We start from the raw sequence: 15,214 nt of genomic DNA, 5'->3' as shown, positions 1-15,214 counted from the left end.
TCGTCCGGGCCGACCGGGCTACTTGCCCTCGGCCTTCTGGAGTTCGGCCAGTTCCTCGTCGGACTCCCGGCCCGGCGTGGGCAGGTCGAACCGGGTGATCGCGAAGCGGAAGACCACGTAGTAGACGACCGCGAAGCACAGGCCGACCACGACCAGGCCCCACGGGTTGCTGGCGATGCCCAGGTTCAGGCCGAAGTCGACGACGCCCGCCGAGAAGCCGAAGCCGTCCTTCATGCCCAGCGCCCAGGTCAGCCCCAGCGAGAGGCCGGTGAGGACCGCGTGGATGGCGTACAGCACCGGCGCGATGAACATGAAGGTGAACTCGATGGGCTCGGTGACGCCGGTGACGAAGGACGTCAGCGCCAGCGAGAACATCATGCCGCCGACGACCTTGCGGCGCTCGGGCCGGGCGCAGTGGACGATGGCCAGGCAGGCGGCCGGCAGGGCGAACATCATGATCGGGAAGAAGCCGGTCATGAACTGGCCCGCGTGGGGGTCGCCGGCCAGGAAGCGCGCGATGTCACCGCTCTTGCCGTGGTACTCGCCCGCCTGGAACCACGGGAACGAGTTCAGCAGGTGGTGCATGCCGATCGGGATCAGCGCACGGTTGGCGACACCGAAGATGCCCGCGCCCACGGCGCCCGAGCCGACCAGCCACTCGCCGAAGTTGTGCAGGCCCGTGCCGAGGACCGGCCAGATGTAGCCGAAGACGATGCCGAGGAGGAGACCGGCGAACGCCGCCAGGATCGGGACGAGGCGACGGCCGCCGAAGAAGCCCGCCCAGTCGGGCAGCTTGGTGCGGTGGAAGCGCTGGTACAGCAGGGCCACGACTATGCCCATCACCACGCCGCCGAGGACCTTGGCGTCCACCGGGGCGTTCACCATGTGGACCTTGCCGTCGACGACGGTGGCCACCTTCGGCAGGTTCTTGTCGGTGAACGTGCCGAGCACGTTCTTGAACACGAGGTAACCGGTGACCGCGGCGAGGGCGGTGGAGCCGTCCGACTTCTTCGCGAAGCCGATGGCGATGCCCACCGCGAACAGCAGCGCCATGTTGTCGAGGATGGCGTTGCCGCCGGCGGCCATGAAGGACGCGATCTTCGTCAGGAAGGCCGGGAAGGACGGGCGTCCCAGCATGTCGGCGTTGCCGAGGCGCACCAGCAGGGCGGCGGCCGGCAGCACGGCCACCGGGAGCATCAGGCTGCGCCCGATACGCTGGAGGACGGCCATCACGCCGGCGCCCTTCTTCTTCTGGTCGGCCGCGGGAGCGGCGCTGGCCGTGGTCACAACTTCCTCCGGTAAGCAGGGCGCCGCCCGGGAACCGAGGAGGGGGACGGCAGCGTCTCTGGTCTACACCACTCACTGGTGTAGACCTGTTGTAGCACGATGAACGCGGGATAAGGAACCCACTGATCCGCGGTCGCGGCGCTACAGTGCGTACTCGTCCGCCCGGCCGCCCGGCGCCCCGCTCACCGCACGTTGTCGCGGTCCATCTCCTCCGCCACCTCGGCCGGTTCCCGTCCCGGCGTCCGCAGGTCGAAGCGCGTGATCGCGAACCGGAAGACGGCGTAGTACACGGCCGCGAAGGCCAGGCCGATCGGGATGATCGCCCACGGTTTCGTCGCGAGGTTCCAGTTGATGACGTAGTCGATCAGGCCCGCGGAGAAACTGAAGCCGTCGTGCACCCCGAGCGCCCAGCTCGCCCCCAGGGAGACGCCGGTGAGCACCGCGTGGACGGCGTACAGCGCGGGCGCGACGAACAGGAAGGAGTACTCCAGGGGTTCGGTGATGCCCGTCACGAACGACGTCAGCGCGACCGAGAGCATCAGGCCGCCGACCTCCTTGCGGCGCTCCGGCCGGGCGCAGTGCGTGATCGCCAGCGCGGCGGCCGGCAGTGCGAACATCATGATCGGGAAGAAGCCCGTGGTGAACTGGCCGGCGTGCGGATCGCCCGCCAGGAACATGTTGATGTCCCCGTGCACGGGCCTGCCGCCCGGTGGCGTGTAGGTGCCGAACTGGAACCAGACGGGCACGTTCAGGAACTGGTGCAGGCCGATGACGAGCAGCGCCCGGTTGGCCAGGCCGAACAGGCCGGCGCCCCACGCGCCCAGGTCCCGCAGCCAGTCCGCGAAGCTCTCCAGGGCGCCGCCGATCGGCGGCCAGACCCACAGGCACAGCGCCGCGAAGCCGATCGCGACGAACGCCATGACGATGGGGACGAGGCGGCGGCCGTTGAAGAAGCCCAGCCAGTCCACCAGGCGGGTGCGGTGGTAGCGGGCCCAGAAGAAGGCCGCCAGCAGACCCATCACGATGCCCCCGAACACGCCGGGGTTCTGGAACGCGTACGGCGTCACCGCGCCGACGCCCGACCCGACGCTCACCTGGCAGCCGACGTCCGGGATCGCCGTGGAGCCGCCCGGGCACCGCTCGGGGAACTGGTGCAGCACGTTGTAGTAGACGAGGAAGCCCGCCACCGCCGCCAGCGCCGTGGAGCCGTCCGACTTCTTCGCCATGCCGATCGCCACGCCCACGCAGAACAGCAGCGGCAGTCCCAGGGAGCCGTCGAGCAGCGCGCCGCCGGCCCCCTTCATCACCTTGGAGACATCGGTCCAGCCCAGACCCTGGTCGCCGAAGACGTCGGGCTGGCCCAGCCGGTTCAGGATGCCCGCGGCCGGCAGCACCGCGATGGGCAGCTGGAGGCTGCGCCCCATCTTCTGGAGGCCCTGGAACAGCCGTTGGAGGTGGACCCGGTGGGGGCCGGCCGCGCTCTCGGCACTCATGGCGTCCTTTCCGGGGCGCCCGACCGGGAGGCGGTTTGGCGACCTTCCCCAGGGTGGTGTAGACCAGTCGGCGGACGGTTCCGCTGTCGTGAACGCCATCATCCGGCGCGGACGGCATGACCGCTCGCGAAGATGGGCCAACTGTGGGTTACTGCGACAAAGCGGTTCGGATCAGGGAGAAGGAACATGGCCAGCAAGGCTGAGAAGATCGTCGCCGGCCTCGGCGGCATCGACAACATCGAGGAGATCGAGGGCTGCATCACCCGGCTGCGCACCGAGGTGTCCGACCCCGAGCTCGTCAACGAGGCCGCCCTGAAGGCCGCCGGTGCCCACGGTGTCGTCAGGATGGGCACCGCCATCCAGGTCGTCATCGGCACCGACGCCGACCCGCTCGCCGCGGAGATCGAAGACATGATGTGAGCACCCCGGCTCACCGGTGAACCCGTTCACCCCGAGGGGCTCTTCCCGATACGGGAGGAGCCCCTTCCGCCTGTGCCGATAGGCTCGTCGGCATGTCTCGCATCGACGGCCGTACCCCCGAACAGCTCCGCCCGGTCACCATCCAGCGAGGATGGAGCAAGCACGCCGAGGGCTCCGTCCTCGTCTCCTTCGGTGACACCCGGGTCCTCTGCACCGCCTCCGTCACCGAAGGCGTCCCGCGCTGGCGCAAGGGCAGCGGCGAGGGCTGGGTCACCGCGGAATACGCCATGCTGCCCCGCGCCACCAACACCCGCGGCGACCGCGAGTCCGTCAAGGGCAGGATCGGCGGCCGCACCCACGAGATCTCCCGGCTCATCGGCCGCTCCCTGCGCGCCGTCATCGACTACAAGGCGCTCGGCGAGAACACCGTCGTCCTCGACTGCGACGTCCTCCAGGCCGACGGCGGCACGCGCACGGCGGCCATCACCGGCGCCTACGTCGCCCTGGCCGACGCCGTCGCCTGGGCGCAGGGCAGGAAGCTCGTCAAGGCCGGCCGGAAGCCGCTCACCGGCACCGTGAGCGCCGTCTCGGTCGGCATCGTCGACGGTGTCCCGCTGCTCGACCTCTGCTACGAGGAGGACGTGCGCGCCGAGACCGACATGAACGTCGTCTGCACCGGCGACGGCCGCTTCGTCGAGGTCCAGGGCACCGCCGAGGCCCAGCCCTTCGCCCGCACGGAACTCGACGCCCTGCTCGACCTCGCCGTCGCCGGCTGCGCCGACCTGACCGCACTGCAGCAGACCGCCCTGGCGCGGACGCAGGAGAGCTGAGCGCGTCCGTCCGGCGGTGGGGGGAGATGCCGGCGGCCGGGCGGGGACACTGGCGGGTGCCGCGGCCGAGCGGTATCTGATCCGTACCGCTCGGCCGCGGTGCCGGGGCGTCAGCGTGCCCGGTGGCAACCGGCGTCCGGCGCCGGGCGGTGGTGACGGCGAGGTGGAAGGCCGCGGTCACGGGACGGCGTTCCGGTGGTCGTCGGTGCCCGGCACGTCCGGGGAGCCGGTCAGGGTGCGGTCGGGGGTGCTCTCCCACGTCAAGGTGCCGGTGGGGGAGCGCTTGATGTACTTGTACTGCACCGTGGCGCCGGCGGGCAGCTGGACGGTGCTCGACCAGTGCGGGCAGGCGCTCGCGGTGGTGCCCAGGGGACGGCCTCGGCCGGGGCCCGGCCGCCCGGCTGCGGGGCGCTGCCGGAGACCAGGAGCGTCTCGCCCTCCGGGGTGGCCTGCGCGCGGAACGTGACGGAATACGTCTCCCACCGTGGTCGCCCGGGTGTGGGGAGCCGTGCCGGCGAGCAGGCCGGTGAGCAGCACACCGAGCATGAGCACCGACCGCCGGGCGGCCGGGACCCGATGTCCTGTCGAGGAGCGTCCCCGGCGCGCAAGCCGAACCCCCGGACGCCGGCGGCAACCCGGCGGCGCTCCCCGGCGTCCCTGTGAGTGCGGGCCCGCGACCCATCGGCGTGCGCCCGTCCAGCCGTACCAGGGAGGGGACCCCATCATGGCCGCCAGCCGACGCGCACGCCGGCGCCGCGTGACCGCCATCGCCGCCGCCGTGGCCGCCGCCGCGCTCACCGCCGGCCTCACCACCGGCTGCGACGCCGTGAACAAGGCCCTGGACTGCGTGCAGTCCGCCGACGCCATCGCCGACAGCGTCACCGACCTCCAGCAGGCCGTGGAGAACGCCGCCGCCGACCCCTCCCGGACCGACGCCTCGCTCGACTCCATCGACAAGAGCCTGCGCGAGATCGGCGCCAAGACGGACGACACCGACGTGAACAAGGCCGTGGACGACCTGAACCGGGCCATCGGCAACGTCCGCGCCGCCATCCGCGACGGCGACCGCACCCCCGACGTCGGCCCCGTCACCGACGCGGCCGGCGAACTCACCAAGGTCTGCACGTCGTAGGCACTCAAGGGGCGCGGGCCGTGGGCGCTCGCGCCGGTGCGGGGCGCCTCAGTGCTCCCCGCCGCGATACCGCTCCCGCTCCCGCCGCGCGTCCCGGCGCCCGGCCCGGCGCGCGGGGTCCAGCTCGTGCCGCTCGGCGCGGCGCGCGTGCCGCAGCTCGTGCCGGGACTCCCTGCGCTCCAGCTTCTCCCGGCGGCGCCGCTCCTTCAGCCGCTGCCGCTCCGCACGCGGAAGTTTGCGCTCCACGCCGACCCCGCCCCAGAACGCGAAACCGCCGACGACCACCCGCGGGGCATCCGGCGCGGGCGGACCGTCGTCCGCCGGATGCTCGAAGGCGCCCATCACCCCGATCCCGCGCACGACGACCTCGACCCCCGGCGGCACGACGATCTGGAGGCCGCCCATGACCGCCACGCAGACGATCTCGACCTCACGGTCCGCGAAGTCCGCGTCCCTGAGATCGATGACGCCGCCGCCCATGAACGCGAAGCAGCTGAACCGTCTGGGCATCGTCCAGCGGCCCTTGCGCTCGAACCCCGACAGGATCGCGACCGCCGTCGAGGACGCCGGCCCCCCGGTGATCCGCGGCGCCCAACGACCGTCGCCCACCGGTGCCTTGGTGAAGGAGACCGGGGCCGGCGCCACGGTGCCGACCCCGGGCAGATCGCGGGTCAGCGGCGCCAGCTCGCCGTACGTCCGCGCGGTGTAGGCCGCCTCCAGCCGCTCCTCGAACTCCTCCATGGCGAGCCGCCCCTCGGCCAGGGCGTCCCGCAGTATCTCGGCGACTCGCTCTCGGTCGGCGTCGGACGCGCGGAGGTCCGGGGCTGCGTCGTCGCTCATGACGACACCCTACGAGACGGCCCTCTCCGCGTACATCCTGGCGATGACGGCCTCGATGTCCGGTTCCCGCACCGACAGATCCACCAGCGGGTACCGGGCCGCCAGATCCGCCACCAGGGGCGCCGCCGACTGCCCCGCAGGGAATGCCAGCCACTGCCGCGGCCCCTCCACCCGCACCACCCGCGCCGACGCCACCTCGACCGGCGGCAGCTCCCGCTCCAGGTCCACCACCAGCGTCCGTTCGCTCTCCCCGGCCTCGTGCAGCCCGTCGAGCGAGCCGTCGTACACCAGCCGCCCGTGGTCGATCACCATCACCCGCGAACACAACTGCTCGATGTCCTGGAGGTCGTGCGTGGTCAACAGCACCGTCGTACCGCGCTCGGCGTTCACCTCCCGCAGGAACTCCCGCACCCTGGCCTTCGAGACGACGTCCAGACCGATCGTCGGCTCGTCCAGGTACAGCACCTCCGGATCGTGCAGCAGCGCCGCCGCGATGTCCCCGCGCATCCGCTGCCCCAGCGACAGCTGCCGCACCGGCACGTCCAACAGGGCACCCAGATCCAGCAGTTCCACCAGCCGGTCCAGGTTCTGGCGGTAACGGGCGTCCGGTATGCGGTACATGCGGTGCGCCAGCCGGTAGGAGTCGGCCAGCGGCAGGTCCCACCACAGAGTGGTCCGCTGCCCGAACACCACTCCGATCCGGTGCGCCAGCCGCGCGCGCTCCCGCGCCGGATCGATGCCGGCCACCCGCAGCCGCCCCGCGCTCGGCGTCAGGATGCCGGTCAGCATCTTGATCGTGGTCGACTTGCCCGCGCCGTTCGGCCCGATGTACCCGACCATCTCCCCGCGCGCCACGGTGAACGAGATCGAGTCCACCGCCCGCACCTCGTGCCGCTCCCGCTTGAGGAACCCGGCCTTCCGACGCACCTCGAAGACCTTCTCGACCTTCTCCAGTGCGATGAACTCACTCACGCTAACTCCCTGTGCCGCGATACGAACGGAGTCCCGCCCGCCAGGCCAGCCCGGCCAGCGCACAGCACCCCACCGCCACCAGCGGCGAGGTGAACGCGGTCCACGTCGGCAGGTCCAGCGGATACGGCCGCCCCAGCACGTAGCACGCGGGCAGCCAGTTGACGAAGGCCAGCGGCAGCACGAACGTCACCCCGCGCACCAGCTCCTTCGCGAACACCGACGGCGGATACTGCAACAGCGTCGTACCGCCGTAGGTGAAGGCGTTCTGCACCTCCGAGGCGTCCTGGGCCAGGAACTGGAACGCCGCCCCCGCCACGAACACCGCGGCGAAGATCCCGAAGCCGCTCACCACGATCACCGGCATCAGCAGCACCTTCGGCACCGTCCACGCGATGTCCAGCCGGGTCAGCGACCAGCCCAGCACCAGCGCCCCCTGCGTCACCCGGCCCAGCCGGCGCAGCGCGAACCGGTCGGCCGCCACCTGCGCCAGCACCGGTGCCGGCCGCACCAGCAGCGTGTCCAGCGTTCCGTCCCGAACCCGCCGCCCCAGCCGGTCCATCGAGCCGATCACCAGGTCCGCCAGCCCGAACGAGGTCGCGGACAGCCCGTACAGGAACGCCACCTCGGGCAGCGAGTAGCCGCCCAGCGTGTCCACCCGGGAGAACATCAGCATGATCGTGACGAAGTCGAAGAAGGTCGCCGCGAAGTTCCCGAACGTGGTCATGGCGAACGACGCGCGGTAGGCCATCGTCGACCGGATCCACATCCCCGCCACCAGCCGGTACGCCCGCACCCACCCGGCCAGGCGCTCCAGCGTCCCCGGCACCGCCGGGCTCCCCTCAGCCACCCTGCACCACCACCCGGCGCGTCGCCGCCGACTGCACCAGCCGCCCCGCGCCCAGCAGCACCGCCGCCCACGCCGCCTGGAACAGATAGGTGGGCAGCGGATCCCCGTGCCCCAGCAGGATGTCCGCCGGCGCCTGGAGCAGCGAGGACCACGGCAGCGCCCGTACGACCTCGCCGAACGCGCCCGGGAACACGTTCAGCGGCAGCAGCATCCCCGAGCAGAAGTACCCCAGCAGCCACGCCATCTGCCCCACGCCGGTGCCGTCCAGCAGCCAGAACGCGCTCAGCGCCACCAGGTACCGGATGCCGAAACCCACCAGCATCGCGAGCAGCACGGCGACCAGGAAGGCCACCCACGTGCCGGCGTCGGACGGCAGGTACACCGGGAAGCACAGGGCGCCGAACAGGAACGGGACGAGTCCCCGGCCGACCAGCTGGAACAACGCCCGGCCCAGGTCCGCCGCCAGCCACCACAGCTGGAGGTCGGCCGGCCGGTACAGGTCGATGACCACATCACCCGTACGGATGCGCTCGATCAACTCCTCCTCGACGCCGCCGCCCCCGATCGCGAGCGTCGACAGGAATGCCTGGCCGAGCCAGACATAGGTGACGACCTGCGCCTGGTCGTACCCGCCGAGGTGCGGCTTCTGGTCCCACAGCGCGCGGTAGGTGTAGACGAGGATCAGCCCGAAGGCCGTGTTCGTGAACACCCCTGCCGCAGTGGCGGCCCGATAGGTCGCGTACCGTCTGAAGCCCCCTGCCGCGACGGCCGCATACAACCGTCCCGCACCCACGTCAGTCGACCTCCCCGGACTGCTCGACACCGAAGCGCAGGAGCCTAGTCCGGAGCCCCGGCGGTCGGCCACGCGTTATCCGGCCGGAAGCGTGCCGGAATCCGGGAACGGAACGCCAGGTGCGAGAGTCTTCAAACAGGGGGCGCAGAAGGCGTACGAGGCGTACGGGAACGTACGACGCGAAACAGGAGTCCGTGCACGACATGAGCGACGAGCCGCAGCCGCAGCAGCCGAACGAGGGCGCGGCACCGAAAAAGCCGCTGCCGGCTGAAGGGTCCGGGAATCCGGGGCGCCGCGAGCCGCGCGGGGGGACGAGCGGGTCCGACGACACCGCGAGCCGGCCGCCCCGCGAGCCCGCCGCCCGCCGCCCGCACACCACGGCCGGCCCGGCCGGCCCCACGACCTCCGGCACCGGCACCGGCAGCGGTGCCGGTCCCGGGGCCCGCGGAGCCGAGGGCACCCGGGCGGGCACCCCCGGGCCCGATGCCGACCGCGACACCCCGGGAGCACCCGGCCGGGAAACGAACCGGACGCCCCGCCCCGGGTCCGGTCCGGCGGACTCGCCGTCCCGTTCCGTTTCCGGCTCCGGCTCCGGCTCCGGCGCCCAGGACCGTACGGCCTCCATGGCCCGCGCCCGCCAGGCGGCCCGGGCCCGGACGGAACAGTCCGAGGCCGCGGACACCGGCAGGCCCGGGGGCACGGGCGCCCCTGCGGGCTCCGGTGGCGCCGAGGGGTCTGGCGGCGCTGCCGGTTCGGGTGGCGCGGGCTCCGACGCCGCCAAGGGTTCCGGCGGGGCCGCCGGCAAGGGGTCCCGCGCCGGTGGGGCGGGTGCCTCCGAGGGCGCGCCCGTGTCGGAGCAGGCTCAGTCGGCCGAGAGCACCCAGGTGCTCCGGCGCATCACCCCGCCCAGGGGACCCGAGGCGTCCGCCGCCGGATCCGCGTCCTCGGCGCAGTCCGGGAAGGGCCCCAGGCAGCCGCGGTCCGGACAGGCACCCGGAGCCGCCGAGGCGGCCGGCAAGGCGGCCGGTGCCGCCGCGAGTGCCGGTACCGCTGCCGCTTCCGGCAAGGCGCCCGGTCCTGCCCGAGGTCCCGGCAAGGCGCCCGGTGCCGGTGGGGCGCCGGTGGCCGAGACCACGCAGGTGCTGCGGCGGGTCGCCGCGCCTCGCCCGGGGGAGCCCGGTGAGGCCGGCGCCTCCTCGCCGGCGAAGCAGGACCCCGCCGGACGTACTCCCCGTACCTCCGTGCCCCGCCCGGCCGGCCAGGACTCCGGCACCGGCGCCGCCGCCAAGAGCACCGGCGCCGCCGCTTCGGCCGCAGCGTCCTCCCCGGCCGCCGCACGGGCCGCCCGCGCCGCACGAGCGGCCGGTGCCGTCGGGGCAGCCGGTGCGGCCGCCTCAGCCGCCGCTCAGTCGTCCCCGGCCGGTGCCGGTGCCGGCGCCGCCGCCCGCCCCGGCTCTTCCGGGGCCGAGACCACCGCGCTCGCCACCACCGACGGCCCGACCGCCGGAGGCGACGGCGGCGGCAGCGGTGAGGGCAACGGCGGTGGCAAGGGCAGGAAGGGCAAGCGGCCCCGGCGGACCGGGTGGCGGCGGCTTCTGCCGACGTGGCGCATGGTGCTGGGCACCTTCGTCGTCGGCGTGCTTCTCCTCGTCGGCGTCTTCTTCGTCGGCTACTCCCTGGTCAAGATCCCGTCGGCCAATGCCTTCGCCACCAAGCAGGCCAACGTCTACCTCTACGCCGACGGCTCCCAGATCGCCCGCGACACACGCGACAGCCAGGTCAACCGCGAGAACGTCGGTCTCGCCGGGATCTCCAAGGACGCCCAGCACGCCGTACTGGCCGCCGAGGACCGGGACTTCTACACCGAGTCCGCCGTCGACCCCAAGGCGATGCTCCGCGCGGGCTGGAACACCGCGACGGGCAAGGGCAAGCAGTCCGGCTCCACGATCACCCAGCAGTACGTGAAGAACTACTACCTGGGCCAGGAGCAGACGCTCACCCGCAAGGCCAAGGAGTTCTTCATCTCGATCAAGCTGGACCGCGAGAAGTCCAAGAACGAGATCCTCGAGGGCTACCTCAACACCAGCTACTTCGGCCGCAGCGCCTACGGCATCCAGGCCGCCGCCCAGGCGTACTACAGCCGTGACGCCGCCGACCTCGACCCGGCCCGTGCCGCCTATCTCGCCGCGCTCGTCAACGCGCCCAGCGAGTACGACGTCGTGGCGCACCCCGAGAACAAGAAGGCGGCCGTCGCCCGCTGGAACTACGTCCTGGACGGCATGGTGAAGAAGGGCTGGCTCAGCGCCTCCGAGCGCGCCGGCGTGAAGTTCCCCATGCCCAAGGAGCAGATACTCTCCACGGGCCTGTCCGGTCAGCGCGGTTATCTCGTCGAGGCGGTCCGGCACTACCTGATCACCAACAAGATCGTGACGGCCGACCAGTTGCAGGCCGGCGGCTACCGCATCACCACGACCATCCAGAAGAACAAGCAGGACGCCTTCGTCAAGGCCGTCGACGACCAGCTGATGTCGAAGCTGGACAAGAAGAACCGCAAGGCCGACACCTACGTCCGGGCCGGCGGCGCCTCCGTCGACCCCAGGACCGGTGAGGTCGTCGCCATGTACGGCGGCGTCGACTACGTGAAGCAGTACACCAACGGCGCGACCCGCGGTGACTTCCAGGTCGGCTCGACGTTCAAGCCGTTCGTGTTCACCGCGGCGGTGGAGAACGGCTCGACCACCCAGGACGGCCGCACGATCACCCCGAACACGATCTACGACGGCACCAACAAGCGCACCGTCCAGGGCTGGAGCGGCGCGCCGTACAACCCGGAGAACGAGGACCAGAAGTCGTACGGTCCGATCACCGTCGGCAAGGCCACCGACCTGTCGGTGAACTCGGTGTACGCGCAGATGGCCGCCGACGTGGGTCCCGCCAAGGTCAAGCAGACCGCGGTCGACCTCGGCATCCCCGCCGGCACCCCGGACCTCTACCCGTCCCCGTCGATGGCCCTCGGCACCGCCAACGCCAGCGTCCTGGACATGGCGGAGGCCTACGCCACGCTCGCCAACCACGGCAAGCACGGCACGTACACGCTGGTCCAGAAGATCACCAAGGACGGCACCGCGGCGATCGAGCTGCCCGGACGCCGGGTCAGGCAGGCCGTCAGCCGGGAGGCCGCCGACACCACCACCTCCGTGCTGCGCAGCGTGGTCGAGAGCGGCACCGCCACCGCCGCGCAGGGCGCGGGCCGGGCGGCGGCCGGCAAGACCGGTACCGCCGAGAGCGACACCGCCGCCTGGTTCGCCGGATACACCCCCGACCTGGCCACCGTGGTGTCGGTCATGGGCCAGGACCCGGTGACGGCCAAGCACATGCCGCTGTACGGCGCCCTCGGCGTGGCCCGTATGAACGGCGGCGGCCCGCCCACCCAGATCTGGGCGCAGTACACGCGCGACGCGCTGAAGGGCAAGCCGGCCGGCGCCTTCGACCTCCGGCTCCAGACCGGAGCCGACCAGCCGCAGGCGCCCGGCACCACCGCCCCGACCCAGCCCGGCACGGACGCCGGCCAGGGCACCGCCGGCACCGCCACGGACGGCGGCACGGGCGGCGGCGGAACCACCGGTGGCACCCCCACCGACGGCGGCACCACCGGCAGCACCCCCACGGACGGCGGCACCACCGGCAGCACCCCCACGGACGGCGGCACGACCACGGGCGGGGGTACCACCACCACCGGCGGTGACCCGACCGGCGGCGGTGGTACGGCCACGGACGGGGGCACCCCCACCGGCGGCGGCACGACCGGCGGCGGTGGTACGGCCACCGGGGGCGGTGACGGTGGCGCGACGGGCGGTGGCGGCCCCCAGGGCGGCAACGCCACCGGTACCGACACGGGCGGCGGCGGCTTCCCCGGCACCTGACGTCAGTGGCCGCCGGTCGCCTTCAGTCCCACCACGGCGACCAGCAGCAGGCACACGAAGAAGACCCGGGCGGCGGTGACCGGCTCACCGAGCACCATCATGCCGAGCACCGCCGCCCCGGCCGCGCCGATGCCCACCCATACGCCGTAGGCCGTGCCGATGGGCAGGGACCTCGCGGCGTACGACAGCAGGATCATGCTGGCGACGATGCCGGCCCCGGTGAACAGACTCGGAACCAGCCGGGTGAACCCCTCGCTGTACTTCATCCCCACCGACCAGCCGACCTCCAGCAGACCGGCGACGACGAGCAGAACCCAGGCCATGACAGGCACCTCCGAGACGCGGCGTTCGATTGCGCGGGTGCGTCGTCTTTGCCTTCGGCCCGGTACGGCGCGTCTCGTCGGGTTCCTTCGCGAACATAGCAAAACACGGCGAAGAGGGCCGGTGACGATCGTCACCGGCCCTCTTCGCCGTGTCTCCGGGGAGTCAGAGATACAGGCCCGTGGAGTCCTCCGACCCCTCGAACCGGTCCGCGGCGACGGCGTGCAGGTCACGCTCGCGCATGAGCACGTACGCCACGCCCCGCACCTCGACCTCCGCCCGGTCCTCCGGGTCGAACAGGACCCGGTCCCCGGCCTCCACCGTCCGCACGTTCTGGCCGACCGCGACGACCTCGGCCCAGGCCAGCCGCCGTCCGACCGCCGCGGTGGCGGGGATCAAGATGCCGCCCCCCGACCGCCGCTCGCCCTCACCGGTCTCCTGCCGCACGAGAACCCGGTCGTGCAGCATCCGGATGGGCAGCTTGTCGTGATGGGGGGTGCTGTGCTGGTTTCTGTTGGCGCTCACGCTGTGAACCTACCTGTCCTCGCCCCGCCCGTACGTGCCCGGGTCGCCGCTCACCTCAGCCCCGGCGCCGCCGGGCGGTGAGGGCCAGCAGGCCCACGACCCCCACGGCGACGAGCGCGGCCGGCACCACCCGCTCCATCCGGGGTGCCCCCTCCTCGTCCACGAACTGCGCTCGTACCTCGCTCACCAACCGGTTCACCTGCACGTATGCGCGTCCGACCGTGTGATCGACGTTCGCGACGACCTTGGCCTTCGCGTCCCCGACGATCGTCCTCGGGTGTACCCGCACCCCGATCTCGTCGAGCGTCTCCGCCAGCACTTCACGGCGGCGCTTGATGTCCGCCTCGATCTGCGCCGGGGTCCTGGTGTCCGACGTCTCCGCCACCGTACGGCCTCCGAAGTCTGCTGATGCTGTTCCGGACAGTCTGTCAGCTCCTGCCCGCACCGCACCGCAAGGCCCCCCGGTTAGGCTGGCCCGATGAGCGAGCGACTCCAGCCCGGGGACGTTGCCCCCGCCTTCACCCTCCCCGACGCCGACGGCAACGACGTCTCCCTGTCGGACCACGAGGGCCGCAAGGTCATCGTCTACTTCTACCCGGCCGCCCTGACCCCCGGCTGCACCAAGCAGGCCTGCGACTTCACCGACAACCTGGAGGTCCTGGCCGCCGCCGGCTACGACGTCATCGGCATCTCCCCCGACGAGCCGGCGAAGCTCGCGAAGTTCCGCGAGAAGGAATCCCTGAGGATCACCCTGCTGGCCGACCCCGACAAGCGGGTCACCGAGGCCTACGGCGCCTACGGCGAGAAGAAGAACTACGGCAAGACGTACCTGGGGGTCATCCGTTCCACGGTGGTCGTCGACGAGCGGGGCAAGGTCGAGCGGGCCCTGTACAACGTCCGCGCGACGGGTCACGTAGCGAAGATCATCAAGGACCTGGGCATCTGACCGCCCCGCTCCGCGGCCCCACGGCCCGTACCGCGGCGACGCGGTGCGGGCCGCTCTCCGTCCGCCGGGAATCCCCCGTGGCGCGGCACCCGTGACCGGTAGCATGTGCGTGCACGCGGCCGTGGCGGAATTGGCCTACGCGCAACACTTAGGATGTTGTGGGAGAAATCCCTTGAGGGTTCGAGTCCCTCCGGCCGCACACGTGTGAGGCGAAGGCCCGCCCGGGACCCCCGGGCGGGCCTTCGCGCTCTCGTGGTCAGCCCACCAGCTCCCGGACCACCGGCACCAGCGCCCGGAACGCCTTGCCCCGGTGGCTGATCGCGTTCTTCTCCTCGGGGCTCAGCTCGGCGCACGTACGGCTCTCGTCCTCCGGCTGGAGGATCGGGTCGTAGCCGAAGCCGTTCGTACCGGCGGGGGCGTGCCGCAGGACCCCCCGCAGCCGGCCCTCCACCACCCGTTCCGTGCCGTCCGGCAGCGCGAGGGCGGCGGCGCACGCGAAATGGGCGCCGCGGTGTTCGTCGGCGATGTCGGACAGCTGGGCCAGGAGCAGGTCCAGGTTGGCGCGGTCGTCGCCGTGCCGGCCGGCCCAGCGGGCGGAGAAGATGCCGGGCGCGCCGCCCAGGACGTCGACGCACAGGCCGGAGTCGTCGGCGACGGCCGGCAGGCCGGTGGCCCGGGCAAGGGCGTGCGCCTTCAGCAGGGCGTTCTCGGCGAAGGTGACGCCGGTCTCCCTGACGTCGGGGATGCCGGGGTAGGCGTCCGCGCCGGTCAGTTCGTGCGGCAGCCCTGCCTCGGCGAGGATCGCCCTCAGCTCGGTGATCTTTCCGGCGTTGCGGGTGGCGAGGATCAAGCGGGTCATGCCCGCCAGTATTCCCCGCCCCCCGG

At 72.3% G+C, this 15,214-nt stretch carries 16 protein-coding genes, 1 tRNA gene and 1 riboswitch; of the genes, 6 read left to right on the top strand and 11 right to left on the bottom strand.

Annotation, left to right across the window (positions count from 1 at the left end; translation table 11 throughout):
• Positions 1–18: 18 nt before the first annotated feature.
• Together ACGFT1_RS27970 and ACGFT1_RS27965 are read right to left on the bottom strand one after the other, a co-directional pair.
• Entirely contained in the window at positions 19–1,287 is a 1,269-nt protein-coding gene (locus ACGFT1_RS27970) for a PTS transporter subunit EIIC (protein WP_373911756.1), read from the bottom strand.
• Positions 1,288–1,469: 182 nt separating this feature from the next.
• Positions 1,470–2,780, bottom strand: a complete 1,311-nt coding sequence (locus tag ACGFT1_RS27965) for a PTS transporter subunit EIIC (protein WP_373911755.1) — start codon at positions 2,778–2,780, stop codon at positions 1,470–1,472.
• A gap of 186 nt (positions 2,781–2,966) precedes the next feature.
• Between ACGFT1_RS27965 and ACGFT1_RS27960 the strand changes: the two genes are divergently transcribed.
• Positions 2,967–3,200: a PTS glucose/sucrose transporter subunit IIB gene (locus ACGFT1_RS27960; protein ID WP_356823861.1), complete on the top strand. Its 234-nt coding sequence runs from the start codon at positions 2,967–2,969 to the stop codon at positions 3,198–3,200.
• A 92-nt stretch (positions 3,201–3,292) separates the two neighbouring features.
• A complete protein-coding gene (rph, locus tag ACGFT1_RS27955) occupies positions 3,293–4,030 on the top strand; it encodes a ribonuclease PH (RefSeq protein ID WP_373911754.1) in 738 nt (245 codons plus the stop codon).
• Between the two features lie 177 nt (positions 4,031–4,207).
• Here rph and ACGFT1_RS27950 read toward each other — a convergent pair whose 3' ends face one another.
• Positions 4,208–4,576, bottom strand: a complete 369-nt coding sequence (locus ACGFT1_RS27950; RefSeq protein WP_373911753.1) for a carbohydrate-binding module family 20 domain-containing protein — start codon at positions 4,574–4,576, stop codon at positions 4,208–4,210.
• Positions 4,577–4,754: 178 nt separating this feature from the next.
• On the opposite strand from ACGFT1_RS27950, the gene ACGFT1_RS27945 reads away from it, so the two are divergent.
• Positions 4,755–5,162, top strand: a complete 408-nt coding sequence (locus ACGFT1_RS27945; protein ID WP_373911752.1) for a hypothetical protein — start codon at positions 4,755–4,757, stop codon at positions 5,160–5,162.
• A gap of 48 nt (positions 5,163–5,210) precedes the next feature.
• On the opposite strand, the gene ACGFT1_RS27940 is transcribed toward ACGFT1_RS27945, so the two are convergent.
• Genes ACGFT1_RS27940 through ACGFT1_RS27925 form a run of 4 tightly spaced genes read right to left on the bottom strand, consistent with a single transcriptional unit; the run spans position 5,211 to position 8,614 of the window.
• A complete protein-coding gene (locus tag ACGFT1_RS27940; protein ID WP_373911751.1) occupies positions 5,211–6,002 on the bottom strand; it encodes a DUF1707 domain-containing protein in 792 nt (263 codons plus the stop codon).
• A gap of 9 nt (positions 6,003–6,011) precedes the next feature.
• The gene (locus ACGFT1_RS27935) at positions 6,012–6,974 is read right to left on the bottom strand and encodes an ABC transporter ATP-binding protein (protein ID WP_356947562.1); all 963 of its coding nucleotides are present in this window, start codon (positions 6,972–6,974) and stop codon (positions 6,012–6,014) included.
• A gap of 1 nt (position 6,975) precedes the next feature.
• Positions 6,976–7,821, bottom strand: a complete 846-nt coding sequence (locus ACGFT1_RS27930; protein ID WP_373911750.1) for an ABC transporter permease — start codon at positions 7,819–7,821, stop codon at positions 6,976–6,978.
• Positions 7,814–8,614 carry an ABC transporter permease gene (locus tag ACGFT1_RS27925; RefSeq protein WP_373911749.1) on the bottom strand — a complete coding sequence of 267 codons (801 nt, stop codon included), beginning with the start codon at positions 8,612–8,614 and terminating at the stop codon, positions 7,814–7,816. Before ACGFT1_RS27925 ends, ACGFT1_RS27930 begins: the two co-directional genes overlap by 8 nt.
• A gap of 1,121 nt (positions 8,615–9,735) precedes the next feature.
• Here ACGFT1_RS27925 and ACGFT1_RS27920 point away from each other — a divergent pair.
• Entirely contained in the window at positions 9,736–12,537 is a 2,802-nt protein-coding gene (locus tag ACGFT1_RS27920) for a transglycosylase domain-containing protein (protein WP_373911860.1), read from the top strand.
• A 2-nt stretch (positions 12,538–12,539) separates the two neighbouring features.
• Here the strand turns inward: ACGFT1_RS27920 and ACGFT1_RS27915 are convergent, their stop codons facing one another.
• The 3 genes from ACGFT1_RS27915 to ACGFT1_RS27905 form a co-directional block, all read right to left on the bottom strand.
• On the bottom strand, positions 12,540–12,860 hold the full coding sequence (locus tag ACGFT1_RS27915) for a multidrug efflux SMR transporter (RefSeq protein WP_373911748.1): 321 nt from the start codon (positions 12,858–12,860) through the stop codon (positions 12,540–12,542).
• A gap of 36 nt (positions 12,861–12,896) precedes the next feature.
• Positions 12,897–12,969: riboswitch (guanidine-III (ykkC-III) riboswitch) on the bottom strand.
• Positions 12,970–13,023: 54 nt separating this feature from the next.
• Entirely contained in the window at positions 13,024–13,383 is a 360-nt protein-coding gene (locus ACGFT1_RS27910) for a co-chaperone GroES (RefSeq protein WP_373911747.1), read from the bottom strand.
• A 55-nt stretch (positions 13,384–13,438) separates the two neighbouring features.
• On the bottom strand, positions 13,439–13,768 hold the full coding sequence (locus ACGFT1_RS27905; protein ID WP_373911746.1) for a DUF3618 domain-containing protein: 330 nt from the start codon (positions 13,766–13,768) through the stop codon (positions 13,439–13,441).
• Between the two features lie 93 nt (positions 13,769–13,861).
• Between ACGFT1_RS27905 and bcp the strand changes: the two genes are divergently transcribed.
• Together bcp and ACGFT1_RS27895 are read left to right on the top strand one after the other, a co-directional pair.
• Positions 13,862–14,329, top strand: a complete 468-nt coding sequence (gene bcp, locus ACGFT1_RS27900) for a thioredoxin-dependent thiol peroxidase (RefSeq protein WP_356823852.1) — start codon at positions 13,862–13,864, stop codon at positions 14,327–14,329.
• 115 nt (positions 14,330–14,444) lie between these two features.
• Positions 14,445–14,528 (top strand) — tRNA-Leu (locus tag ACGFT1_RS27895).
• 57 nt (positions 14,529–14,585) lie between these two features.
• On the opposite strand, the gene rdgB is transcribed toward ACGFT1_RS27895, so the two are convergent.
• Entirely contained in the window at positions 14,586–15,188 is a 603-nt protein-coding gene (rdgB, locus tag ACGFT1_RS27890; protein ID WP_373911745.1) for an RdgB/HAM1 family non-canonical purine NTP pyrophosphatase, read from the bottom strand.
• Between the last annotated feature and the right edge of the window lie 26 nt (positions 15,189–15,214).

The sequence above is a fragment of the Streptomyces sp. Y20 genome (genome assembly GCF_043195475.1).
GTDB lineage: Bacteria > Actinomycetota > Actinomycetes > Streptomycetales > Streptomycetaceae > Streptomyces.
The sequence above is the reverse complement of the archived record's forward strand: the minus strand, read 5'-3'. Positions and strand labels throughout refer to the sequence as shown.